Origin of the sequence: Brevibacillus sp. RS1.1 (assembly GCF_013284365.1) — a bacterium.
GTDB lineage: Bacteria > Bacillota > Bacilli > Brevibacillales > Brevibacillaceae > Brevibacillus > Brevibacillus brevis_D.
This window is the reverse complement of record NZ_JABSVA010000004.1, coordinates 103,085-126,758: the sequence shown is the minus strand read 5'-3', so window position 1 is coordinate 126,758 and position 23,674 is coordinate 103,085. Positions and strand designations below refer to the sequence as shown.

At 46.8% G+C, this 23,674-nt stretch carries 22 protein-coding genes and 1 pseudogene; 22 read left to right on the top strand and 1 reads right to left on the bottom strand.

Annotated features, from left to right (window positions below; translation table 11 throughout):
- Positions 1 to 61 precede the first annotated feature (61 nt).
- The 22 genes and pseudogenes from nuoI to HP570_RS30120 all read left to right on the top strand — a co-directional run.
- Positions 62 to 475, top strand: a complete 414-nt coding sequence (gene nuoI, locus HP570_RS14920; protein ID WP_064200411.1) for an NADH-quinone oxidoreductase subunit NuoI — start codon at positions 62 to 64, stop codon at positions 473 to 475.
- A gap of 1 nt (position 476) precedes the next feature.
- A complete protein-coding gene (locus HP570_RS14915) occupies positions 477 to 986 on the top strand; it encodes an NADH-quinone oxidoreductase subunit J (RefSeq protein WP_015893611.1) in 510 nt (169 codons plus the stop codon).
- Entirely contained in the window at positions 983 to 1,294 is a 312-nt protein-coding gene (gene nuoK, locus HP570_RS14910; RefSeq protein ID WP_007722089.1) for an NADH-quinone oxidoreductase subunit NuoK, read from the top strand. Before HP570_RS14915 ends, nuoK begins: the two co-directional genes overlap by 4 nt.
- 27 nt (positions 1,295 to 1,321) lie before the next feature.
- Positions 1,322 to 3,235, top strand: a complete 1,914-nt coding sequence (nuoL, locus tag HP570_RS14905) for an NADH-quinone oxidoreductase subunit L (protein ID WP_173626232.1) — start codon at positions 1,322 to 1,324, stop codon at positions 3,233 to 3,235.
- Positions 3,228 to 4,760 (top strand): complex I subunit 4 family protein, encoded by a 1,533-nt coding sequence (locus tag HP570_RS14900; RefSeq protein ID WP_173626231.1) that lies wholly within the window; start codon positions 3,228 to 3,230, stop codon positions 4,758 to 4,760. Before nuoL ends, HP570_RS14900 begins: the two co-directional genes overlap by 8 nt.
- Before the next feature lie 3 nt (positions 4,761 to 4,763).
- Positions 4,764 to 6,296 carry an NADH-quinone oxidoreductase subunit NuoN gene (nuoN, locus tag HP570_RS14895; RefSeq protein WP_064200414.1) on the top strand — a complete coding sequence of 511 codons (1,533 nt, stop codon included), beginning with the start codon at positions 4,764 to 4,766 and terminating at the stop codon, positions 6,294 to 6,296.
- Between the two features lie 103 nt (positions 6,297 to 6,399).
- On the top strand, positions 6,400 to 6,630 hold the full coding sequence (locus HP570_RS14890) for a DUF1146 family protein (RefSeq protein WP_015893606.1): 231 nt from the start codon (positions 6,400 to 6,402) through the stop codon (positions 6,628 to 6,630).
- Positions 6,631 to 6,727: 97 nt separating this feature from the next.
- Positions 6,728 to 7,471 carry a YwmB family TATA-box binding protein gene (locus HP570_RS14885; RefSeq protein ID WP_015893605.1) on the top strand — a complete coding sequence of 248 codons (744 nt, stop codon included), beginning with the start codon at positions 6,728 to 6,730 and terminating at the stop codon, positions 7,469 to 7,471.
- An 18-nt stretch (positions 7,472 to 7,489) separates the two neighbouring features.
- Complete coding sequence (gene murA / locus HP570_RS14880; protein WP_064200416.1) at positions 7,490 to 8,806, top strand: UDP-N-acetylglucosamine 1-carboxyvinyltransferase; 1,317 nt, start codon at positions 7,490 to 7,492, stop codon at positions 8,804 to 8,806.
- 175 nt (positions 8,807 to 8,981) lie between these two features.
- Positions 8,982 to 9,998, top strand: a complete 1,017-nt coding sequence (gene spoIID / locus HP570_RS14875; protein WP_015893603.1) for a stage II sporulation protein D — start codon at positions 8,982 to 8,984, stop codon at positions 9,996 to 9,998.
- A gap of 87 nt (positions 9,999 to 10,085) precedes the next feature.
- Entirely contained in the window at positions 10,086 to 10,820 is a 735-nt protein-coding gene (locus tag HP570_RS14870) for a M23 family metallopeptidase (protein WP_015893602.1), read from the top strand.
- Positions 10,821 to 11,000: 180 nt separating this feature from the next.
- Positions 11,001 to 11,285 (top strand): sporulation transcriptional regulator SpoIIID, encoded by a 285-nt coding sequence (spoIIID, locus tag HP570_RS14865; protein WP_003388385.1) that lies wholly within the window; start codon positions 11,001 to 11,003, stop codon positions 11,283 to 11,285.
- Between the two features lie 81 nt (positions 11,286 to 11,366).
- Positions 11,367 to 12,383, top strand: coding sequence for a rod shape-determining protein (gene mreB / locus HP570_RS14860; RefSeq protein WP_015893600.1), 1,017 nt, complete (start codon positions 11,367 to 11,369; stop codon positions 12,381 to 12,383).
- 7 nt (positions 12,384 to 12,390) lie between these two features.
- Positions 12,391 to 13,386, top strand: coding sequence for a flagellar hook-basal body protein (locus tag HP570_RS14855; protein ID WP_173626230.1), 996 nt, complete (start codon positions 12,391 to 12,393; stop codon positions 13,384 to 13,386).
- Between the two features lie 15 nt (positions 13,387 to 13,401).
- Complete coding sequence (locus HP570_RS14850; protein ID WP_173626229.1) at positions 13,402 to 14,250, top strand: flagellar hook-basal body protein; 849 nt, start codon at positions 13,402 to 13,404, stop codon at positions 14,248 to 14,250.
- 35 nt (positions 14,251 to 14,285) lie between these two features.
- The gene (locus HP570_RS14845) at positions 14,286 to 14,540 is read left to right on the top strand and encodes a DNA-directed RNA polymerase subunit beta (RefSeq protein ID WP_015893597.1); all 255 of its coding nucleotides are present in this window, start codon (positions 14,286 to 14,288) and stop codon (positions 14,538 to 14,540) included.
- A 133-nt stretch (positions 14,541 to 14,673) separates the two neighbouring features.
- Positions 14,674 to 15,195: a CDP-alcohol phosphatidyltransferase family protein gene (locus tag HP570_RS14840; protein WP_015893596.1), complete on the top strand. Its 522-nt coding sequence runs from the start codon at positions 14,674 to 14,676 to the stop codon at positions 15,193 to 15,195.
- Between the two features lie 175 nt (positions 15,196 to 15,370).
- Positions 15,371 to 15,829, top strand: a complete 459-nt coding sequence (fabZ, locus tag HP570_RS14835) for a 3-hydroxyacyl-ACP dehydratase FabZ (protein ID WP_173605649.1) — start codon at positions 15,371 to 15,373, stop codon at positions 15,827 to 15,829.
- Between the two features lie 70 nt (positions 15,830 to 15,899).
- Positions 15,900 to 16,637, top strand: coding sequence for a WecB/TagA/CpsF family glycosyltransferase (locus tag HP570_RS14830; protein ID WP_173626228.1), 738 nt, complete (start codon positions 15,900 to 15,902; stop codon positions 16,635 to 16,637).
- Positions 16,638 to 16,664: 27 nt separating this feature from the next.
- Complete coding sequence (locus HP570_RS14825; protein ID WP_173626227.1) at positions 16,665 to 17,765, top strand: glycosyltransferase family 4 protein; 1,101 nt, start codon at positions 16,665 to 16,667, stop codon at positions 17,763 to 17,765.
- 174 nt (positions 17,766 to 17,939) lie between these two features.
- The gene (locus tag HP570_RS14820) at positions 17,940 to 22,436 is read left to right on the top strand and encodes an S-layer homology domain-containing protein (RefSeq protein ID WP_173626226.1); all 4,497 of its coding nucleotides are present in this window, start codon (positions 17,940 to 17,942) and stop codon (positions 22,434 to 22,436) included.
- Positions 22,437 to 22,505: 69 nt separating this feature from the next.
- Positions 22,506 to 22,598, top strand: a pseudogene (locus tag HP570_RS30120) (reverse transcriptase domain-containing protein); the annotation flags it as partial.
- 389 nt (positions 22,599 to 22,987) lie between these two features.
- Here the strand turns inward: HP570_RS30120 and HP570_RS14815 are convergent.
- Positions 22,988 to 23,647, bottom strand: a complete 660-nt coding sequence (locus HP570_RS14815; protein ID WP_106779554.1) for a YigZ family protein — start codon at positions 23,645 to 23,647, stop codon at positions 22,988 to 22,990.
- Positions 23,648 to 23,674: the final 27 nt, after the last annotated feature.

Below are 23,674 nucleotides of genomic sequence, written 5' to 3'. Positions count from 1 at the left end.
AAGCTAGCTTTCGTCAAAAACGTGGTGCAGCCAAGTTCTCAAATCCTGAGGGGTGACACACATGCTAGGACTGGCCAAAGGCCTGGGGTATACATTTAAAAAGCTCACGGAGAAAAAAGTAACCCATTTCTATCCGGATGTGCCCTTTCCAATGCCGCCTCGTTTTCGCGGTATTCAGCACTTTTCTCCTGAAAAATGCATTGTCTGTAACCAATGCGCACGTATTTGTCCGACGGAGTGCATTCAACTGACAGGGAAGCCCCATCCTGATCCGGAGAAAAAGGGAAAGATTATCGATACGTATGATATCAATTTTGAGTTGTGCATTTTATGCGATCTGTGTACAGAGGTTTGTCCCACTGAAGCAATTGTAATGACAAATAACTTCGAGCTGGCTGCCTATAGCCGGGATGAATTGTACAAAGACTTGAAATGGCTGGACGACAATAATACGAACGTCAGGGAGGAGAATTAGTATGACAGGCGAATTCGTTGCCTTTTTTATCCTGTCCCTTCTGACGATCGGTGGCGCGGTGTTTATGATCAGCTTTACGCGCGTCGTTCACATGGTCATCTCATTGGGTGTTACGTTTATCAGCATTGCAGGTCTGTTTGTTTTGCTGGGAGCGGAGTTCGTCGGGGTCGCACAAATTCTAGTTTATTCAGGGGCTATCTCCATTTTGATGCTCTTTGGAATCATGCTGACCAAGCACGATGCGAACGATGAGGGAACAGGCCGGACATGGAAAAACCGTTTTATCCTGCTCTTCGTAATCGTTCTGTTCGGATTATTGTTCTGGGGTGTGCAGAATACACCGTGGCCTGCGCCACCGCCACCTGCAGATGCTCCTGTAAACAATGCAAAAGAAATCGGTATCGAAGTATTCACCAAATTCGTCATACCATTTGAGCTGTTGTCTGTTCTGTTGTTGGTCGCGTTGGTTGGTGCGATCATCATGGCGAAAAAGGAGGGGGATAACGAATGACAGTAAGCATTTCCTCCTACTTAATGGTCGCTCTGATTCTCTTTTGTGTAGGCCTGTACGGCGCATTGACGAAGCGAAATGCAGTCGTCGTCTTGTTATCAATCGAGCTGATGCTGAATGCTGTGAATATTAACCTGGTCGCCTTTTCCAAATTCGGACTGTATCCATCCGTGACGGGACAAATCTTTACCTTGTTTACGATGACGGTTGCAGCTGCCGAGGTTGCCGTAGGGCTAGCGATTCTGATTGCGCTGTACCGCAACAAGGAGACCGTGAATGTAGACGAAATGGACCAAATGAAACGATAAGAGGGAAACCTGAAAAGGAGGACAAAGATGGATACTCTAATGCACTATGCCTGGCTGATCCCTCTGTTTCCGCTTCTTGCTTTCATCGTGATCGTCTCATTTGGTCGCCAATTGAAAGAAGGAGCGGCCATAGTGGGCATTACCCTGACGGCTGTTTCTTTTGGAATCGCAGTGCTCATCTTCTGGGAGAGATTCCAGGGTGGGGGAACTGATTACAATTATGTGATTGATTGGCTGCATATCGGCGATATCGTGATCAACATGGGATTCGAAGTGAATCCGCTGAATGCCATGATGCTCGTCATTGTGACATTGGTCAGTCTGTTGGTCCAAATCTATTCCAAAGGCTACATGCATGGGGATGAACGCTTTCCAGTGTTTTATCAATACCTGGCGCTGTTCACGTTCTCTATGCTGGGATTAGTCATCTCGCCAAATTTGTTGCAAGTATATATTTTCTGGGAGCTGGTCGGGGTATGCTCCTTCCTGCTCGTTGGCTACTACTACTTCAAGAATGAGGCAAAAGCGGCTGCCAAAAAGGCTTTTATCGTTACACGCATCGGGGATCTGGGTCTGTTCATCGGGATATGTCTATTGTTCTGGTGGACCGGAAGCTTCGAGTACGGGGCGATTTTTGAGAGTATCGCACTCGGACGATTGGAACCATGGATGATTACACTAGCGGCGATCCTCATTTTCGTTGGGGCCATGGGGAAATCAGGTCAATTTCCGCTTCATACATGGTTGCCTGATGCCATGGAAGGTCCAACACCTGTGTCTGCATTAATTCACGCGGCAACGATGGTCGCGGCTGGTGTTTATTTGGTCGCTGCTACCTATCCGCTGTTTATCGCATCCGATACGGCTTTGACAGTTGTGGCGTATGTAGGAGGATTCACCGCCATATTTGCAGCTTCGATCGGCCTGACCCAACGGGATATCAAGCGTGTCTTGGCTTATTCCACAGTCAGTCAGCTCGGATACATGATGATGGCATTGGGTGTAGCTGGTGCTGCTGGTTATGTAGCAGGTTCCTTCCATTTGATGACGCACGCGTTTTTCAAAGCATTGCTCTTCCTTGGAGCAGGTAGTGTCATCCATGCCGTACATACGCAGAATGTATTCGAAATGGGTGGCTTGTGGAAAAAGATGCCGATTACCGCTTTGACTTTCTTGATCGGTTGCTTGGCGATTGCGGGGATCTTTCCGTTCGCTGGTTTCTGGTCGAAAGAAGCGATTCTGGGGGCTGTTTACGGAGCGCATCGCTACGATTTGCTGTTCATCGCGCTGCTCGCAGCATTCTTTACCGCATTCTATATGTTCCGTCTGTTCTTCCTGACATTTGCAGGGAAGGCACGTGGCAAGCACGAAGCGCACGAATCTCCAGGAGTCATGACAGGCCCGCTCTTGGTCTTGGCATTGCTTGCGGTTGTTGCAGGCTTTGTGAATACACCGTACGCGCCATTACTCTCTGATTGGTTGATGTCAACGAACACGGGGACGGCGATCACGAGCATATTTGGGGGCGGCAGTGAGCACGCAGCAGCTTGGTTGCAGATTGTGGCACTGTTGATCTCTATTCTCGGAGTCGTGTTGGCTTACCTGATGTACGGCAAGAAATCCATCTCCTCGGACACCATTCCAGAAACAATGCCGTGGCTCTATCAGCTCTCATACAAGAAGTACTACATCGATGAGCTGTATCACAACGTCATTGTTCGTCCACTTGGCTGGATTGGATTCGTCCTGGATGTATTTGATAAGTACATTGTGGATGGTTTGGTTGGATTGACAGCAAAAATTACCCAAGGAATCGGATCTTTGCACGCAAGAGTTCAAAGTGGGCAGATCCAGTCCTATGGGGCAATGGTCATATTCGGTCTGTTACTATTGATCATCGCCATCAGTTTGACGGCCAAGGGAGGTGGACTCTTTGGGTAATATCCTTTTGTCATCACTGGTGTTCTCTCCGCTGCTGGCGATTATCGTCATGGCTTTTATCCCCAGTCGACATGCAGGTGTGATCAAGCAGGTCGGGATTTATGGAACGTTGCCGGCACTTATCTTGGCAGGTTGGATGTTCGGCATGTTTAATTACGAGACAGCCAATCTGCAGTTCGTAGAAAAGCACAGTTGGATTTCGATTCCGATTGGAATGGCTCAGGCAGGCACAGTCTTTGCTTTTGAGATCAACTATGAACTCGGTATAGATGGTATTTCGATGCCATTGATTTTGCTGACGGCGATTATCGGTACCCTCGCATCAATTGCTTCGTGGCAGATCAAGAAGAGGCAGAAGGAGTATTTTATCCTGTTTCACCTGCTGTTGATCGGCATGTTGGGAGTCTTTGCTGCAGACAATCTGTTTCTGTTCTTCATTTTCTTTGAGTTGACACTCGTACCGATGTACTTCCTCATCGGGATTTGGGGATATGGAGAGCGCGAACAAGCAGCGAACAAATTCCTGTTGTATAACGGAATCGGTTCAGGGATCATGCTGCTGGCTTTCATCGTGATTTTTGTCATCATGCGGACGCTCAATATCGATGAAATAACGGCGATCCTGACGACACCAGGGCATCCGATAACTGAAATCCTTACGCCGGAAATGCGTTTTGGCATCTTCCTAGTGCTATTTATCGCTTTTGCGATCAAGCTGCCAGTATTTCCGTTCCACACGTGGATGCTACGCGTTCACGTACAGGCTCCACCTTCTATCGTCATGATTCACTCCGGTATTTTGCTGAAGATGGGGGCGTACGGTCTTTTGCGGATGGGAATCGGTTTTTTCCCAGAGCAGGCCTATGACTTCTCTACGTGGATAGCCGTTTTGGGGATTATCAACATTTTGTATGGGGCGGTGTTGGCCTTCGTACAAAAGGATTTAAAAATGGTGCTGGCTTACTCCAGTATTAGCCATATGGGTATCGTCTTGCTCGGTTTCGCATCGATGAACACGATCGGATTTCAGGGCGCGATGTTCCAGGTGGTATCGCACGGCTTTATCTCAGCACTGCTCTTCTTCTTGATCGGTGTCATTTGGGATCGGACGCAGACATCGATGCTCGACGATTTGGGCGGTTTAGCCAAATCCATGCCGTTTGTCAGCGGCGTGCTATTGGCGGGCGGGATGGCTTCACTCGGACTTCCGGGCATGTCCGGATTCATTAGTGAGTTCTTTGCCTTCCTCGGTCTGTTTGGTCGTTTGCCAGTAATGGCAGCAGTGGGAGCGATCGGGATTGTCCTCACGGCGGTTTATTTACTCAGAGCGATCTTGAAAACGACTTTTGGCCCTACTCCGGGTAGATGTACAGGACTTGCTGATGCACAGCCGATGGAAGTCATTCCGATGGTAGTCCTATTGGGATGTATTATTCTCATCGGGGTTTATCCGGCAGTTCTGGGGAATCCGATGCAGCAGGCGCTGAAAACGATCGTACCTATCGTAACGGGAATAGGAGGGTAATCCATGGAGGTTAAAGATATTTTCTCATATGACTGGAGCTACCTTCTGCCCGAGTTTATCATTCTTGGCTTTGCTACCTTTTTATCACTGCTGGATCTTTTTGCGGGCAAGCGCCTTGGCAAGCAGGTCATTGGTTGGCTATCCTTCCTGGGAACGGTCATAGCGGCGATCTTTGTGATCATCAATATGAATGCTCTCGATAAGCCATACAGCTACATGATCGACATGATCCGAATCGATGATTACGGTAATGCGTTCAAGCTGATTTTCCTGGCAGGGACAGCTTTTGCCATTCTCATCTCGCTGTCCTATCTGAAAGCAGGAGAAGTCCAGCACAGAGGCGAGTACTACTATTTGCTGCTGACCGGGCTTCTCGGGGCTATGGTCATGGCTTCGTCGGCTGACTTGATTACTTTGTTCGTGGGACTGGAGCTATTGTCTCTCTCGTCCTATGTATTGGTCGGATTGCGAAAAAAATCGCGGCTTTCCAACGAGTCGGCGTTCAAATACGTCGTTTCGGGAAGTATTGCCACGGCTGTGCTCCTGTTCGGGATGTCGTACGTATACGGACTCGCGGGAACCACACATATTTATGAAATCTCATTCCGGTTGGCAGAAGCGGGAATGGCGGGCTATCAGTTCCTCGTCTATACGGCGTTTGCGTTTCTCGCAGTAGGTCTTGCATTCAAAATATCTGCAGCGCCTAACCACATGTGGGCGCCAGATGTTTATCAGGGTGCTCCTACCCCGGTCACTGCTTTCCTAGCAGTTGTGTCAAAAGCAGCAGGTTTCGCGCTGATCTTTCGCGTGATGATGATCTCGTTTTTCAACGTTTCCGATGGAACGGGATCAGGACGGTTCTTTTTCGAAGAGGGAAGCCTCTATCTGGGGCTGATGGCAGCCGCCTCGATGATTATCGGGAACACGATGGCGCTCAGGCAGACAAACGTCAAGCGTATGATGGCTTATTCAGGTATTGCGCAAGCGGGCTATTTGCTCGTGCCGTTTGTACCGCCGACCTCTCTCTTTTTCAGCGAGGTAATCTTCTATCTGTTCGGTTATTTGCTGGTCAGCTTTGGGGCTTTCGCTGTGATTATGGTTGTATCTCGTGAGCAAGAGACAGAGGATTTGAAAGGATTCGCCGGATTGTATCATCGCTCACCAGTGATGGCCATTGCGATGAGCATCTTCCTCTTGTCCCTGGCGGGTATCCCGATTACGGTTGGCTTCTTCGGGAAGTTCTATCTGTTCATGGGTACATTAGTGGTAGAAAACTACTGGCTGGCGGCAATTATGATCATCACCAGCGTCATTTCCTACTACTACTACTTTGGGATTATTCGTCAAATGTACATGCGTCCTGGGACGACTGAAGCACCGATGGTTGTGCCAAAAGGCATTTGGACGTTTATTCTCATCATGGCAATCGCTACCGTATTCTTCGGTGCTTTCCCGGGTCTGGTCACCGACTACATCCAGATTCATTTCAATCCGTCCTTTGATTTTGGGAACATGCTCTCTCCCAGCTCTCAGTGATACTCGTAACTGAATAGCACTTCAGGTACAATAGAAGGGATGGCTCGTAATCGGGCCGTCCTTTTTCTATGATTCTCGGTTGGGCAATGAGGAGGTAACGAGCATGTCACAAGAAGTATATGGCTTGTTGAGCATCATTTTATCGATTGCGTTTATTGGGCTCGCTTGGTGGGCGTTGCAATCCTTTCGCTTTGATAAGATTTTAAAAAAACCAAATGGTGCTCAGGCGAAGCTGTTGCAAATTATTCTTTCCATTGTGATTGGATATGAACTGTCCCGCTTTTTCCTTGATTACTTGGGCTGGTCCCTGACATTCGGGAATTTGTTCAACTAAATACCCAAAGACGACGATTCGCTGGTATATCCACCCAGCTACATGTACAAAATGAGAAGTACAAAGAGATACATGTAAGCATAGGGAGAGGATATCAATGGGGAAATGGTCTGGTTGGTGCGTGCTGGCTCTATTGCTCGTGATGGGGGCCGTGTATTGGATGCCTGCAGAAGCAAAGGAAGAAAAGCCGGTTGTGACAGAAATGATGAAAGTACTAGAAGAGTCGGGCGCAACGGGTGTATCGGTTCAGGTACGTATGCGTACGGCGATGGGAGAAGGCCTGCTTCCTGAACAAGTAAAAGAGTTGGCGACGAAATGGGCACAACAACTTGAGATTCCGTTTTCCCCAAGCGAACAATCGCGTAAACACAACATACTCGCATATAGGACTACATACACACAAAACGGCGTGGATCTGAGCTACGAGGTGACAGGAGTGCCTAAAAATGGAGCATTTTCTGTATATCTAGTACTTCAGTTATCTGGAAACCGTGATTCGCTACTATATATTGGACAAGTACAGGAAACCTTCACGAATGCCCTGCAAAGCGCCGACTTTATTCCGCAAATTAGCACTTGTATTCGCGGATTGTACAATGTTAAGATGGGTGTTGACCAACAGGAGGGTAAAATATTGTCGATTTTTGGTACTCTCCAGGCAACAGAATTAGAACGTTTGCAAGATGAGACGGTTGTCAGCATTTCAGGGTATACCCCTATGTGGGAATCATTCATCGCGTTAAACGGTCAAAAGATGAATCTACAGGTGGCTACTCATCGTGACAGCCATTCTGGAACATGGATTACGGTAGGTACACCAATCATCACTGTGGAATATTAGCACGCGGAGGGGTACACATTGGATAAAATTATTGTCCGTGGTGGTAAGGCATTGGCTGGAAATGTAAAAGTATCTGGCGCCAAAAATGCCGTACTCCCTATTATTGCAGCATCTATCTTGGCAGAAGAAGGGACTTGCGTCATCTCAGACGTACCAGGCCTCGACGATGTCCGGACGATATGCGACCTTTTGAAATCGATGGGAATCTCCCTTACATATGATCATGAAGTGCTGACGATCGATGCTTCCAAGCTTACGAGTGTAGAAGCGTCCTATGAACTGGTCCGCAAAATGCGCGCATCTTTCCTCGTGATGGGGCCGCTTTTAGCCAGAAAAGGACAAGCTCGTGTCGCTCTTCCGGGTGGATGTGCTATTGGTACACGCCCGATCGACCAGCACCTAAAAGGGTTTGAGGCTATGGGAGCCAAAATCGAAATTGGACAAGGGTTTATTGAAGCGACGGTAGAAGGACGATTGAAGGGTGCGAAAATCTACCTGGATATCGCTAGCGTCGGTGCAACAGAAAATATTATGATGGCCGCTGCTTTGGCAGAGGGAACCACATTGATCGAAAATGCGGCAGAAGAGCCGGAGATCGTTGATTTGGCGAACTTCCTGAACAGAATGGGAGCAAAAATCCGCGGTGCGGGTACAGGTTCGATCCGCATCGAAGGCGTGGAAAAGATGAAGGGCTGCACACATTGTGTCATTCCTGACCGCATTGAAGCAGGTACTTTCATGGTGGCTGCAGCGATTACTGGTGGGGATGTCTTTGTGGAAGGTGCGATTTGCGATCATCTCAAATCCGTGACCGCCAAGCTTCGTGAAATGGGCGTGGACATTGAGGAGCAAGAAAACGGCATTCGTGTACGCCGCACAGGCCCACTGAAAGCAGTTGACCTCAAAACGCTGCCATACCCTGGCTTCCCGACGGATATGCAGTCGCAAATGATGGCGCTTTTGCTTGTTTCAGAAGGAACGAGCATTGTGACCGAAACAGTATTTGAGAACCGCTTCATGCACGTGGAAGAGTTCCGTCGCATGAATGCAAACATCAAGATCGAAGGCCGCAGTGCCATCGTCGAAGGCGGTTCCAAGCTGACAGGTAGCAAGGTAGCAGCAACTGACTTGCGTGCGGGTGCAGCACTTGTACTGGCTGGGCTTGTTTCTGAGGGAGAGACTGAGGTTTCTGCCCTGCACCATATTGACCGTGGCTACGTGAACTTTACGGAAAAGCTGCTGGCTCTGGGAGCAGATGTAGAACGCGTGGTTCCAGCTCGTGAAAAAGCAGTTTCCGAAACCATCAAAGTAAGCTTCTCTCCTAATTTTGCTTGATAAATGCGTCAACCATATGGCAAAAACGAAAGATTCTCTGCGTATGCAGGGGGTCTTTTTTTTCGTTCTCTCGACTCTCTCATTCTCTCGTTCTACCGCTCTGTTGCAGGACATAGACTTTAGTAGGTTATTTAAGACTTTTCGTGTCTAGTACGTAACGGGGAGGATCTCTTGCATGAAACGCTATCTACTCATGTGGTTTATCGCTTTGCCGATCTTGCTCGTCCTGATGCCTGCTGCTCTGGTCTTTTGGTTTTCACCAGAAATAAGCCCTGTCAGTCAGCCTACTGTGGCCGTCCCGGAGCCTGCCATACCTGCGATGAAGGAGTCCGCTTCCTCTCTGCCGGTTAAGGTGTACCGTACAGAAAAGAAGGCCGTGGAAACATTACCGCTAGAAACGTATATTACGGGAGTCGTAGCGGCGGAAATGCCAGCCGAGTTCGAGCTGGAGGCTTTAAAAGCACAGGCGTTAGCGGCCAGGACCTATATCGTGCGCCGTTTAAAAGAGGGCAAGTTTGATGATGTGCCATCAGGCGGTCAGGTCTTGGATACGGTGCAGCATCAAGTCTATATGGATGAAAAGCAACGGCGTGAACGTTGGGGAGACCAGTACGAATGGAAAAACAAACGCATCCAGCAAGCAGTTATGGCGACAGCAGGGGTGATCTTGACCTATCAGAACGAGCCCATTGACGCGACGTTTTTTTCCACCAGTAATGGTTTTACAGAGAACTCGGATGAATATTGGGAAAAGCCCATTCCTTATTTGAAGAGCGTTGCGAGTCCTTGGGATATTCAGTCTCCTCGTTATGAGGAAACGGTCGTCCTGTCCACAGTGGAGCTAGAAAAGAATTTGGGCGTCAAGCTCACACAGGAGGCTTCTACCAGTGGTTCCTGGTATCGGATCGAATCGCGTACAACCGGAAACCGCGTAGGAACCATCAGCATTGGCGGCAAGGAATTTACTGGACGAGAGTTTCGTGAAAAGCTGAACTTGAATTCCTCCTCCTTTACGTTGGACTTGCGCGGCAATCAGGTCTTCATTACGACTAAAGGGTACGGTCATGGTGTCGGGATGAGCCAGTGGGGAGCAAATGGAATGGCCAAAAGCGGCAAAAGTGCGGAGCAAATCGTCAAACACTTCTATCAAGGAATTAGTCTGCAAGAGTATAAAAGAGTGATCCCAGCCTAAAAGAAAAGCAAATTTTTACTTTTCCCTACTCTCTCAGGTTTATACGCCAAAATTCTGGCGATACTGAGGGATGAGGTGATGAATAAAATGGAAGATCAAAAAAATCAAAATCAACCGATTCCATTCAAGAAGGCAAGTTCTTGGAAAAAAGTTTTGGGCAAGAAATGGGCGTTTCCTGCAATCTACATCGGCACCGCAGCAATCATTCTCGCTTTTGTGATGTGGTATCAGGGCAATGTCATGGACACGGTATCTAAAATGACGAATGGCACAGATGGCGTGGCAGTGACAACTCCTACAGCTCCTGAGACGACTACACCGCAAAACGAAGAAGCGGTACCTGCTACAAGTGGCGTACAGCCACTCGCTTGGCCAGTAGGAAAAGGCGTACAGTACAATGTGGGCATGAACTACTACGATGAAAAAGCCTCCAAGGAAAATCAGCAAAAAGCATTGGTCAGCTTCGACAACACCTTCTATCCGCACACAGGTATTGACCTCGTATCCACGGATGGAAAGGGCTTTGATGTCATCGCAGCTCTTGCGGGTAAAGTAGTAAAAGTGGTGAACGATCCACTTGTCGGCAACGAGATTGAGATTGAGCACGCTGGCAAAATGATTACGGTATATCAAAGTATGGAAAGCGTTACAGTCAAACCAGGCGATGAAGTGACACAAGGTCAAGTAATCGGGTCTGCTGGACGCAACACCCTTGAAAAAGACGCTGGCGCACATCTTCACTTTGAAGTTCGCATCGATAACAAGCCTGTCAATCCAGAGCAATACTTGATTCAGGCTGATACGGAAGTAAAAAATCAATAACCAATGAATGTAGAAAAACACCTGCAAACAACAACAATTGCAGGTGTTTTTTTGCATGTAGTACAAACTGTTGAAAAAAGATGCGGCCGTGCTGGCTTGTCAGGCTTGGAAACGTAGAATATGTGTCCCTACCCACCCATATATTGTATCAGACAATGTAGATACGAGGAGGCGAGTAATGTGCACGACTACATCAAAGAGCGGACCATCAAAATCGGCCGATATATTGTAGAGACAAGAAATACGGTTCGGATGATCGCCAAAGAGTTCGGTGTTTCGAAAAGTACTGTGCACAAGGACTTGACTGAGCGGCTGCCTGAGATAAATCCAGAGTTGGCGAACCAGGTTAAGGAAATTTTGGAATACCACAAAGCCATCAGACATCTTCGTGGGGGCGAAGCGACCAAAATTAAGTACAAACGACGTAGTAAAAAAGTACGAGTAGAACAGGAGGAGAGTGTGTAAGAAAGAATTTCCTTGTCCTCTCACGTAGAAGAGCCTATGATATTAGGTAGAAATGTAACTGGTAATCAGGGAGGACCTTTCATGTTTGGCAAAGATATCGGAATCGACTTGGGCACGGCCAATGTCTTGGTTTTTGTAAAAGGCAAGGGAATTGTCCTAGACGAACCATCTGTCGTGGCAATAGATAGTAAAACCAGAAAAGTTTTGGCCGTAGGAAATGAAGCCTATCGCATGGTAGGCCGCACCCCGGGAAATATCGTAGCGATCCGACCTTTGCGAGAAGGGGTTATCGCGGATTTTGAAATCACAGAGGCCATGCTGAAGCACTTCTTAAACAAAATTGGTGGAAAGAGCATGTTTGCCCGTCCGCGTATTTTGATTTGCTGCCCGACCAACATCACCTCGGTTGAGCAAAAGGCAATTCGTGAAGCGGCTGAGCGCAGCGGTGGAGCAAGAGAAGTATTTATCGAAGAAGAACCGAAAGTTGCCGCAGTTGGGGCAGGTATGGACATTTTTCAGCCGTCCGGTAATATGGTAGTGGATATCGGTGGGGGAACGACCGATGTAGCGGTATTGTCGATGGGCGATATTGTTACGTCTTCCTCCATTAAAATAGCAGGCGATACATTCGATGTGGCTATTATGCGTTACATAAAAAATAAATACAAATTGCTAATTGGAGAGCGTACGGCTGAAGATATCAAGGTTCAGATTGGAACCGTATCCGGCGGACGCCAGGACGAAATGGACATTCGGGGTCGAGACATGGTAAGCGGCTTGCCGCAAACGATTACCATTCGCTCCAATGAAGTCCAGGAAGCCCTGGCTGAGTCGGTGAGTGCAATTGTACAAGCTTCAAAATCTGTTTTAGAACGAACACCTCCGGAGCTTTCTGCCGATATAATTGATAAGGGTGTTTTCCTGACCGGTGGCGGCGCATTATTGCACGGTATTGACGAGATTCTGGCAGAGGAGCTGAAGGTTCCTGTGCTGGTAGCGGACGAGCCAATGATGTGCGTTGCAAAAGGAACAGGAATGATGCTGGACTATTTGGACAAGATGCCGGCTCACTCGAATAAGCGATTATTCAGGGGGTAAGATTTACGTGATCAGAGGCTTGTATACGTCTGCATCTGGCATGCTGGCTTTGCAAAACAGGCAAGAATCGCTGGCGAACAATTTAGCAAATATCAATACACCCGGGTTCAAACAGGACGTGGGTGTCATGCGTGCATTTCCGGAGCAATTGCTCTCGCGCATGAATGATAAGGAAGGACTGGATGTTCCGGGCATCCCTACTATGCCTGGACAGCCTGCCATTATCGGGCGTTTAAACACAGGGGTATACATGTCGGAGGCGCTACCGAATTTTGCGCAGGGGGATATTGAAGAGACACGCAATCCGTATGATCTTGCGTTGATGGACAATATTCAACCAGATCAGAATGGCAATGAGCGGCGGTTGTTTTACAGTGTGGCGCGGATTGAGCAAGCAAATTTGGCACAGCCAGTGCAAGAAGAGGATATTCGCTACACACGGAATGGCAACTGGAGCGTGAATAACGCTGGTTATCTGGTGACAGCGGAAGGGTATCATGTGCTGGATAATCGGAATCAGGCAATTCGAATCAATAAGAACGACGCAAGTAATGCACAGCCTAACGAAAATGCCGGCAAGAATGTAAAGATTGATGAAAAAGGCAAGCTGTGGAATGAGTACTTTAACAGTGGAACGGGCGAAACAGTACTCGATGATATGAACATTGAGCTTGGATTGAATGTTATTACGGATCCTTCTAAGCTGATGCGGGAAGGCAATAACGTCTTTCGCTACGAAGGCGATTTTGCCATTCAGGGAATACAGGCAGCAGAACAAGATGATCAGGATGCCCTTACTAGAGGAGACTACGATGTTTCAAAAGTCAAGGGACGCTATGGAACGCAACAGGGATGGCGGGAACGCTCAAATGTAGACCCAGCCCAAACAATGACGAGCATGATGAGTGTTTTGCGAGCCTATGAAGCCAATCAAAAAGTAATTACTACGATCGATGGCACGTTGGAAAAGGCTGTTAATGAAATTGGTCGAGTAAACGGATAATAGGAGGGGAAAAGGATGCAATCACTAAATATCTCTACATCAGCAATGCGCGGGATTCAGCAAGCATTGGACAATACGGCCAATAATCTCGCGAATATAGATTCTGCTGGTTATCAGCGTCGAGTCGCATCGTTCTCTGAACTACTTTCCGATTCAATGAACGAGCAGCCAGCAGAAGACATCGTGAATCGAAATTCCCCTAAGGGGATTCGAATCGGCAGCGGTGCTCGCCTTGGCTTGTCCAAGTTGGATCTCTCGCCAGGAACTGTCAAGGTTACTGATGTGCCAACTGACTTGATGATTGAGGGCGACGGATATTTTGCTGTCAGCCGTCGAACCATGATAAATGGAAACCTTGAAGAAAAGTTCTATTTTACTCGCGACGGGAATTTTAAATTAAGTGAGTATGGTACGGATCCTACTGATCCTAATAAAGAATTTGTTTTAACCAATTCTAATGGAGATTTTCTCATTGGAGATAATGGGGAACCTATTACGATCCCAGATCCAACAAAGCCTTTTACCATCAATTCTGATGGTGGCATCGTAGTCGGTGATAATCCGAATCCGATCAATACCATTCAGGTTTGGAAAGTAAATAATCCAGATCAGTTGGAGCAAGTAGGTAAAAATTTATTTGATGCTGAGCTTGACTCGGTTAAGCAACCATCTGATAAATACGTCAATGCCATCGATGAAGGTATCGCTAAAGTTCGCCAGGGCGCACTGGAAGGTTCCAATGTTAGCATGACAGAGGAAATGTCCCAACTGGTGAACATTCAACGTGCGTATCAGTTGAACTCACGCGCAATCGGCATCAGTGATCAAATGATGGGCATTGCCAACCAACTGAGAAGCAGATAAACCCATATCATTTCAACATGGCGGAGGAGAGGAGCATGGAACAAGGGAAGAGCAAACGTTTCCCGCGTCAGACCGAAGAGGTTAAGTCAAAAGCAAGAGAGCGGGAACGGAGCGGCAAAAATTGGCGGCTGAGAGTTGCCAAGATGGTGCTGGTCCCACTCCTGCTGTTTTTCTCACTGGTCATTGGTCTGATGATCGGATATGGTGGGGTTGGCAAAAAGCCAATGTCTGATGTATTCGATCCAGGAACCTACAAACATATGTGGGATTTAATGTTTGAAGATACGTAAAAACGAAGCTGGACAAGCCCGAACCTATGGTTGGGGCTCCTATTTTTTCGAGGACTTGTTGTGGTGTTTGTCCACAGAGTATAATAGGTCGAGTGGTTGAAAAAGGAAGTGACGATTTGAATACGGAGGGATGATGTCCGTGAATCTTCCTAATTTGCTTACGATCTTTCGCATCGTGCTCATCCCTTTGTACCTGTATGTCTTTTTTTCGGAGTTTCCGTATCATGTTGAAATCGCTTTAGGCATTTTGATTTTGGCGGGAGTGACCGATGTTGCGGACGGGTACATCGCGCGGAAGCATAAGCTTGTCACCACCATTGGAATGATGTTAGATCCTCTGGCAGATAAATTAATGATGCTGGCGGTCATCGCCTCATTATTTTTGACGGATCGAATCAGTGTATGGGCCGCCCTGTTTTTCTTTGTACGCGATCTGGCTATGATAGTAACAGGAGCTGTTTACCATTTCCGTGGAAAAAAAACTGTCCCGGCAAATGCCTATGGCAAGCTGACAACCGTGCTTTTGTATCTTGTCATTCCGCTCGTTATGTACCGTTATGAGTACAGTGAAGCGATACTTTGGTCGGTTATAGCGTTCTCATTTATTGCGAGTGCGATTTATCTGGCAAAGGCTCGACTATTGAACCGCGTGTAAGGGTTCCTGCACGTTGAAAAAGAGCACTTCCCGCTTTTTTGGGAGGAAGTGCCCCTTTTATCTTAACCCCGCTTGTCCGTTTAACTGGGGCGGGAGTTATGTATATTGTTTCGTCAGTTAAAGGGTATTCATGCATAGACAAGTCTAGTTAAGTATGGAAATGGAGCGATACATAATGGAAATCAAAGCGCCTTTGGATATTATGCAAATTCAGGAAATCATTCCGCACCGTTACCCGTTTTTGTTGATAGACAAAATTGAAGAGCTGGAGTTAGGAAAAAGAGCAGTTGGAATTAAAAATGTCACGGTAAATGAACCGTTTTTCCAAGGTCATTTTCCTGGTTATCCAGTCATGCCTGGCGTCCTTATTGTGGAAGCGTTAGCACAGGTTGGAGCAGTAGCGATGCTCAGCATGGAGGAACATCAAGGAAAAATCGGGCTGTTTGCAGGTATTGATGAATTCCGATTCAAAGATCAGGTGAAGCCGGGAGATACATTGGTACTAGAGGTTGAGCTTACTCGTGTACGTGGTACCGTCGGCAAAGGGCATGGAAGAGCACTGGTAAATGGGAAAGTAGTAGCAGAGGGTGGATTAATGTTTGCCCTGACGGCAGGAAATAAGGCACATTCATGATCATCTTGAATGTGTCTTTCTTTTCGGGTAGAATGGCTAATGGGCAACTCCATGCATTGAAGGTGAAGAAATGACCAAACAGGTCGCAACCATATTAGACGTGCCATTTACGACTCACGGTTTTCGTGAGACTGTCGATCATATAACTGAGCGCATACAAAGCGGTCAAAAGACTCACGTGGTGACAGCCAATCCGGAAATCGTCATGGTAGCGAGAGAGAATCGCGCTTTCCGTTCTATTGTAGAACAAGCCTATGTCGTTCCAGACGGAATTGGAATCGTGTACGCTGCTAAATGGACGAATCAGCCGATTTATGAGCGCGTTACCGGTGTGGAGCTTCTGGAAGCGCTCATGGCGAAAGCCGATCAGCATCAGTGGGGCGTTTATTTACTCGGCGCCAAGCCAGATGTTATTCATTTGGCAAAAGACAAACTGAGTGCCCGTTACCCGAACGCCCGAATCGTCGGATGTCGGGATGGCTATTTTCGCCCAGAGGAAGAAACTCAAATTGTACAGGAAATTGCCGAAGCGAAACCGCAGCTCCTGTTCGTCGCGCTGGGTGCGCCCAGACAAGACGAATGGATGGCGAAGTATCGCGATCAGTTAAATGCCTCCCTGATGATGGGGGTAGGCGGAAGCTTTGACGTCATTTCCGGGAAAGTGAAGCGCGCTCCCGAGATTTGGCAAAAACTGCATTTGGAATGGTTTTATCGACTTGCTTCTGAGCCTTCCCGCTGGAAGCGTCAACTGGCTATTCCTCGGTTTGTTCTAACCGTACTGAAAGAAAAATGGAGTAGCCGTTCCTAGATGCATCCGTAGAGAGGAGAACAGTCGATGTCTACACTAATCCTCGGATTTCTGACTTCGCTGATCATATCGTTTATTGCAACACCATATGTAAAAAACCTGGCTGTAAAAGTAGGTGCAGTAGATGCCCCGAACCAGCGCAAGGTACACACGCGAATCATGCCACGTATGGGTGGCTTGGCTATTTATATCGGCTATCTGGTTGCGTTCTTCCTATTTGTCCCGCATACAAGCATGTCGGAAATGCTGGGAATTTTCATCGGAAGTACGATTGTTATGGTCGTCGGTATGCTCGATGACAAATACCAGCTCTCGCCAAAATGGAAGCTACTCGGACAGCTAGTCGCAACAACGATTGTCGTCATACCTTTTGGCTTGAAGATCGGCGTCGTGAATCTGCCGTATAGCGGAAGCATTGATTTTAGCAGTGGGTGGCTTGTCTGGCTCGCGATTCCGATCACGATGTTTTGGATTGTTGGTGTAACCAATGCAGTGAACCTGATTGACGGTCTCGATGGCTTGTCAGCAGGTGTGTCAGCGATTGCTGCAGGGACAATGGGTGTCATGGCCTTGTTGATGGATGATTACAAGGTATCAGCCTACTGCTTCGTGCTCCTTGGAGCGATCCTGGGCTTTCTCTACTTTAACTTTCATCCGGCTCGTCTGTTCATGGGCGACACCGGTTCGCTTTTCTTGGGCTTCAACCTGGCTGCACTATCCATCATGGGCTTTAAAGAAGCGTTGTTCGTTTCTTTTATCATTCCAATCGTCGTGCTGGGTGTACCGCTCTGGGATACGTTCTTCGCCATTGTGCGCAGGATCGTGAACAAAAAGCCGATTTCGAGCCCAGACAAAGGGCATTTGCATCACTGTTTGCTGAACATGGGTCTGTCGCACCGCTCGACTGTACTCACGATTTACTCGATCAGTATTTTCTTCGGGACAATGGCGATCCTGCTGACGAAGACGACGAAGTGGACTACGATTATTGTCATGGTCGCGCTGCTGATTGTCATTCATCTCGGAACGGAGATCGTTGGACTCGTTAGCCGCCGTCACCGTCCACTGATTAATGCGTATCGACGGATCAAAATTAAACAGACCGAGCAACAGCGTCGGACGAACTAAAAACAAACAGAACCCTAGCATCTAATGGTGCTAGGGCTTTTTTTCGCCAAAATTTAGGGGGAAACACTTAAGTGCAGAAGGGAATTGTCCGATAAAGATAGGGAGATTTACATTGTCTCATTACTAGTGTGGGACACATAAGAGGTTTCTTAAAATAAACGGAGAGGTGAAAATATGAACAAGTCCTATCAACAATTCCGTCGTTGGCTGGTCATGTGCCTGACGATGATGTTAATTGTTACTGGTATGTTGCCAGCAGTGCCAGCTTCTGCTGCGCTAGGCTCCAACTGGAACAATACGACAGGTATTCAGACGCCTGCTGACTATCTTGCGTCAGGAAGTGGGGATGGTAAAATCTACAGCACGCCGATCAAGACCATTTCCAAATTGGTACATGGAGTCGTGCTTACTTACAAGGATATCTCCAAAAATGGTCAAGGTGTTGATGTACTAGTTGATAATGTTCCGCTTGCGAACAATCAACTATTCGTAAACGACAAAATTACACTACCAGATTTTCAATTGAACAGCAGTGGAGCAGTAACAAAAGTAACTGTGAGGCCAAAAGTAACACTTGATCCAACGAACGATGCAGCAGATATTTTCTTTCAGTACACACCAAATCCGTCTGCTCCTGGATTAGGTAAGCTAACATTTTTAAACTCAGGGCAAGGTGAGCATCAAAGTGACCCTATTAAAGTAACAAGCCGAACAGTATCTAATTTGAAATACTTGTATGATGTTACAGTTGCAGTTGATAAGACTCAGGCTGTAGAAGTTCAAGTAAACGGAGTCACTGTTCGAACAGTAAACGGACCTGGAGGCACTTTGCCAGATATTGATTTATCACCAGGGTTGAATGCCGTTCAGTTGTATGCTCCAAATACAGGCGAACGTGACATTATCTACTACGAGTACAACTCGCAAAACAGCCCAATTTCCATTACCAACTTCTCTGGAGGAACGACAGCTTATACCCCAGTGATTTATGGAGACTCTACGATTACATTGATTGGTACCTATGGTAGTGGAGTAACAGGAAGTAGCTTGAGACTGAAGTTGATCACGAACAACGGCACCACCATTCAAGACTTGGCCAATACAGCGCCAGCAATTAATGGTAGTACCTTTACATTTAGCAACATCGGTTTGAAGCCCGGTCTGAACCAGATCGCTTTCTACGAAAAGGTAGGAAATGTAACGAAAGAGCATTACCAGTTCTTTGTGCAATACAATAACACACCACTTGTCAGTGATTTGAAAGTAAATGATACACCGCTGAACGATCCGAATGTCAATTCGAATCCAACCTATATCACGGTTCCATCGGTTAACCGTCTGAATCTGAATGTGGACGGGAAAGCCCTCAATGCCGATACCGTTGAAGTGAAAAACTTACGTACAGGTGATGTGGTCAAATCGCAGGTGAACCGCACTGGATCTTTTGGGTTGAGCGTACCATCGCAGCTTGGTGAAAATACCTTGGAAATCAGAGTATTTAACCAAAATAAAGAAGTGGGGACATTCGTCCGCAAGTTGTTGGTCACCACTACATCATCCGGAAGCTCTGATCAGTATTACAAAGTAACGTTGGGTGGCGTGGCGCTGCAGCCTAACCAGCTATCTACGGTAACAGGTTCAACGTATTCTCCAGCGATGACTTTGAATGGTGCGGCCCTTTTGAAATTTGTAGATATTGCTGGTGCGCAACAGTTCCAAGAATTCAAGGTCACGATTTCTGAAGGCGGAAGTAAGACTGAATACAAGAGTGGAAACGGAGTAACCTTTACGCCGATCGGTAATCCACAAAGCGGCTTTACCGAATATGCGGTTTCTCTAGCGGTACCTGCTGGAGTATTCCAAGATGGAAAAACGTACAAAGTATCTTTGAGTTATCAATACCTGACAAAGGCATCGGATAATACAATAACGTCTCCATCGGGCTTTATTAATGTCGCGAACTACGAGTACGAATTCAAATACTTGGATAACTCCAAGCCAAACATATCACAAGTGATAAACTTAGCAAATGCACAAGTATTGTCTCAGACGGCTACGAATATCATTGTTACTTCACCGTTGGAGTTGAAGGCAGTCACGCAAAATATTCCGACTCCTGCTAATTCAACTATTACGTATAACGGGCAGACGTTGACTTCTGGGGTTGACTATGTAATTGCGTCAGCTACTGATGGATTTACACTTACCTTGAAAAAGCTGCCACAGGGTCAGGGGAAATTAGTAATTGGATATCCTGGTGGAACAGGTTCTGCTACTTACACCCTTGATATTCGCATTACCCCTTTTGCTCAAATCACCTATGTAGATGCAACAGGACAAGTGCGTAGCTTTGAAGATGGATATCAAGTAAAAAGTGAGAATGACATCCGCAATCTCGACGGGAAAGTGTACAACTATGTTTTGAAGTCAGATAATATTGAGGCAACCTTAAATGGTTCGAAAATCAATATTAGTGGTATTGATACTTCTAAGGGTACGTTCCTTATCCCAAAAAATCAGCTCGATTACAAAAAAGGCAACAACGTCCTGAAAATCACCTTGAAAGACGATCCAAAAACAGTATTCACCTATAACGTTTCTTACAACTCATCCAAGACGCCATCTGTCGAGGATGTGAAGCTTGAAATTATATCCAATGGTGAAAGTGAAGAACTGACCAAGAAAGCTGGAGATGCATCTTATAAGACAGGTGCCAACTTCCTGACTAACTTGAGCTTTACAGTAAATGATGCAACACATGTCTACATTGAAAAGAACGGGAAGCGTATCAATGATTTCCGCTACAAGAGTGGAGATTGGGACCAAGATACGACGAACCAAGAGTACGTAAAAGCACGTCTCGAAGCAGCGTTGAATAACGATTTGGAAGAATTGTATGACGATCACAACATTGATTCACAATCTCGCACCCGTTTTGAAGGGAAGATGAGCACGAAGAAATATGGCGATCTTGTTGAAGAAGTACAAGATGCTGTGACAAATGCCAAAGATCAGGAACAAAAACTGGCCCTCTTCCCACTGACACTGAAAAAGGGTGGCACGACTGTCTACACAATCGTAGCAGAAGATGACAATGGAACTGTCATTCGCTATGACATCAATATCGATCAGAAGTATTCCAGCTGGGAAGTTTTGTCCCCCGTAAAAGCAAAAGAATCCGATCCGCACATCATCGTAAATAGCAACAGTGCAGTGGTGAAAGTGTTTGCTGAAAATGCAGACAAAGTACTGTTCGGCAAAACAGAAGCAAAAGTAACCAATACAAGCAACCCTGACTTCTATTACGATGACAAACAGGGCAAGACCATACCAGAGACTTATTATGTTTTTACATCTACTGTTCCACTTAAAAAAGGTCTAAACTCAATTAAATTCTCGGTTGTGGTAGGCGGTAGCACCTATAAAGACGAAATCAAAATTTACAATGCGAGCTCGACTGTAAATGGTGCAGAATATCGTGATGTATTAGGTAAGAAAACTACATTCAGTGTATTTGACAAGCAGTTTGAGCTGAAGTTCCCGAAAGGCACTGTCTTGCTTTCGCCGGATGATAGCCGTGCTGGTCAAGAAGTGAAGAATCCGAACGGAGATATTTTTGTCGATGTACCTCTATACTTCGGTATGGCAGACCGGACAACCGGACAAATAAACATCGATGAGGATAATCTGGAAGAACGACTGGTTCTGGAAGCCAACTTCAACTATGCAAGCCCACTGTACTATGTGGATGCAGGTGACACAGAAGTACCAGGTGGACGCGATCCATACTACGATGAAGGCGATGCAGAAGACTTCAAGAGCCGTTGGCAAGACAACCTGGTTCCAAGCCTTCGCGGTACACTAACCATCAAATACGATCCATCCATCGTAAACGCAGCGAATAACATCCTGACCGTTTACTATCACAATGGGGACGAATGGAAAAACATTGGTGGTGTAGTGAATACAAGCAAAAAGACTGTACAAGTACCGTTTGCTGGTTTTGGTTTTTACATGGTCATGAAAACGAGAGAAACATACGACGATGTCATTTCTCACGATTTTGCCCGTGATGCCATTGAAACGTTGTACGCCAAAGGAATCATGCCGGCATACAGTGGAAGCAGCTTTGGGGCAAACCGTGACATGACACGCGGAGAATTCGCAACGATGCTGACCAAAGCGTTGGATTTGCCAATCAACGCAGGCCCATATCGGGATAGCAACGAGCGTGATCCGGCAGAACCAACCTTTACCGATGTTCGCCCGAATCGCGATTCGTGGGATTACCAGTACAAATACATTGAGACAGCAGCTCGCGCTGGAATTATTCGTGGAAAACAACCAGGGTACTTCCGTCCAGATGACAATCTTACTCGCGAAGAGGCTGCCATCATGATCTCACGTGCGCTTAATCTCAAATTGGGCACACTCGATGCTTCCAAACTGGCTTTGAACAAAATGTTCTCAGATGCCAAAGACGTTAGCTACTATGCAGCTCCTTCCGTACTTGCTGTCAGCAAGGCAAAACTGATGAATGGCGAATTGGACAACCCAGGTAACAAAAAGTCAACTTACAGCTTCAAACCGACTAACAACCTGACTCGTGCTGAGATGGCTGTCATCACCATCCGTGCCATGGTCCAACTCAAAAAACTGCCCAAGCAGTAAGTAGAGATATTTCGCCATATATAATAGAAGAAAAGCTGAAGAGGTCATCGCCTCTTCAGCTTTTTTCAGTTGTTCGCAGAGGTGGCTCGAAAAGTAAATGATAAATCTTTGTTGAAGCTTATTCGCGCATACTTACAAGCAGGCATTATGGTTAATGGTGTCTGACTCTCGGTAGTAGAGGGCACACCACAAGGTGACCAGCTTCATCACAAATCCGGTATGGAGTATCTCTATGGATGAAAGGATTCAGAAGATAAACCAGTACTTATGGGATGGATCGGATATTTCGCTCTCGCGGATGCAAAGAAAATACTAAAATTCATCGAGGAATAGATACGGAAAAACTTCGTTCTCTGGGTCTATCGCATACCACAAAGACCCCTCAAATACACAAAGCCCTCGGAGTTGCATATTGGCAACACCAAGGGCTGAAAAGCTTAGTACAACGATATTTTGTCATTCGTCAAGCTTGAACCGCCGTATACCGGACGGTACGTACGGTGGTGTGAGAGGACGGGAGTTAGTCACTCCCTGCTACTCGATTGGAGAAATTACTCTTCTTCTACATCGCCAACCGCGTCTACAGGAACCTCCACATATTCCTTTTCCCCCAGCACGATCTGAGCTTGTCCATTCGTCAAATCAACCATCCTTGCGACAAACTCATCCTGTTCCCCCTCAGGGATCAACACATGCGCCGTAACCTTGTCTGTAAAATCCGTACCACTCACGCGATGTTCGCCCAGACGCAGTTCGTTCTCGACCTTGCCCCACCACGTATAGTCCACGCTGACAGAGATCGTCTGATGCAGCGTGTGCACCACGATCTTTGCAGCTTTCAATGCAGTGACGGTTCCAGCTGTATAAGCCCGAACAAGTCCACCAGCCCCAAGCTTGATTCCGCCGAAATAGCGAGTGACAACTACGACCGTATCCTTCACGCCGTTTTTCTTGATGCATTCCAGGATCGGCTTGCCCGCCGTACCGCTAGGCTCTCCATCATCGCTTGAGCGCTGAATCTGATCGTTTTCACCGATGACAAAAGCAGAACAGTTATGGGTAGCGTCCCAGTGCTTCTTTTTGATCATCGCGATGAACGCTGTAGCTTCTTCCTCAGTGGTAACCCGCTGGGCATATCCGATAAAACGGGAGCGCTCAATGACGATATAATCCTCACCGTAGCCAGCGATGGTTTTGTATTGGGTAAGCATCGTACAATCACCTCAAGAAAAGGATAG

What these genes read in the sequence shown, in the direction of transcription:
- mreB (WP_015893600.1), top strand. Translation starts at nt 11,367, where the DNA reads ATGTTTGGCAAAGATATCGGAATCGACTTGGGCACGGCCAATGTCTTG.
- spoIID (WP_015893603.1), top strand. Translation starts at nt 8,982, where the DNA reads ATGAAACGCTATCTACTCATGTGGTTTATCGCTTTGCCGATCTTGCTC.
- nuoK (WP_007722089.1), top strand. Translation starts at nt 983, where the DNA reads ATGACAGTAAGCATTTCCTCCTACTTAATGGTCGCTCTGATTCTCTTT.
- nuoI (WP_064200411.1), top strand. Translation starts at nt 62, where the DNA reads ATGCTAGGACTGGCCAAAGGCCTGGGGTATACATTTAAAAAGCTCACG.
- nuoL (WP_173626232.1), top strand. Translation starts at nt 1,322, where the DNA reads ATGGATACTCTAATGCACTATGCCTGGCTGATCCCTCTGTTTCCGCTT.
- HP570_RS14815 (WP_106779554.1), bottom strand. Translation starts at nt 23,647, where the DNA reads ATGCTTACCCAATACAAAACCATCGCTGGCTACGGTGAGGATTATATC.
- HP570_RS14840 (WP_015893596.1), top strand. Translation starts at nt 14,674, where the DNA reads ATGTCCGTGAATCTTCCTAATTTGCTTACGATCTTTCGCATCGTGCTC.
- HP570_RS14850 (WP_173626229.1), top strand. Translation starts at nt 13,402, where the DNA reads ATGCAATCACTAAATATCTCTACATCAGCAATGCGCGGGATTCAGCAA.
- HP570_RS14825 (WP_173626227.1), top strand. Translation starts at nt 16,665, where the DNA reads ATGTCTACACTAATCCTCGGATTTCTGACTTCGCTGATCATATCGTTT.
- HP570_RS14820 (WP_173626226.1), top strand. Translation starts at nt 17,940, where the DNA reads ATGAACAAGTCCTATCAACAATTCCGTCGTTGGCTGGTCATGTGCCTG.
- HP570_RS14890 (WP_015893606.1), top strand. Translation starts at nt 6,400, where the DNA reads ATGTCACAAGAAGTATATGGCTTGTTGAGCATCATTTTATCGATTGCG.
- HP570_RS14915 (WP_015893611.1), top strand. Translation starts at nt 477, where the DNA reads ATGACAGGCGAATTCGTTGCCTTTTTTATCCTGTCCCTTCTGACGATC.
- nuoN (WP_064200414.1), top strand. Translation starts at nt 4,764, where the DNA reads ATGGAGGTTAAAGATATTTTCTCATATGACTGGAGCTACCTTCTGCCC.
- HP570_RS14885 (WP_015893605.1), top strand. Translation starts at nt 6,728, where the DNA reads ATGGGGAAATGGTCTGGTTGGTGCGTGCTGGCTCTATTGCTCGTGATG.
- fabZ (WP_173605649.1), top strand. Translation starts at nt 15,371, where the DNA reads ATGGAAATCAAAGCGCCTTTGGATATTATGCAAATTCAGGAAATCATT.
- HP570_RS14870 (WP_015893602.1), top strand. Translation starts at nt 10,086, where the DNA reads ATGGAAGATCAAAAAAATCAAAATCAACCGATTCCATTCAAGAAGGCA.
- HP570_RS14845 (WP_015893597.1), top strand. Translation starts at nt 14,286, where the DNA reads ATGGAACAAGGGAAGAGCAAACGTTTCCCGCGTCAGACCGAAGAGGTT.
- HP570_RS14830 (WP_173626228.1), top strand. Translation starts at nt 15,900, where the DNA reads ATGACCAAACAGGTCGCAACCATATTAGACGTGCCATTTACGACTCAC.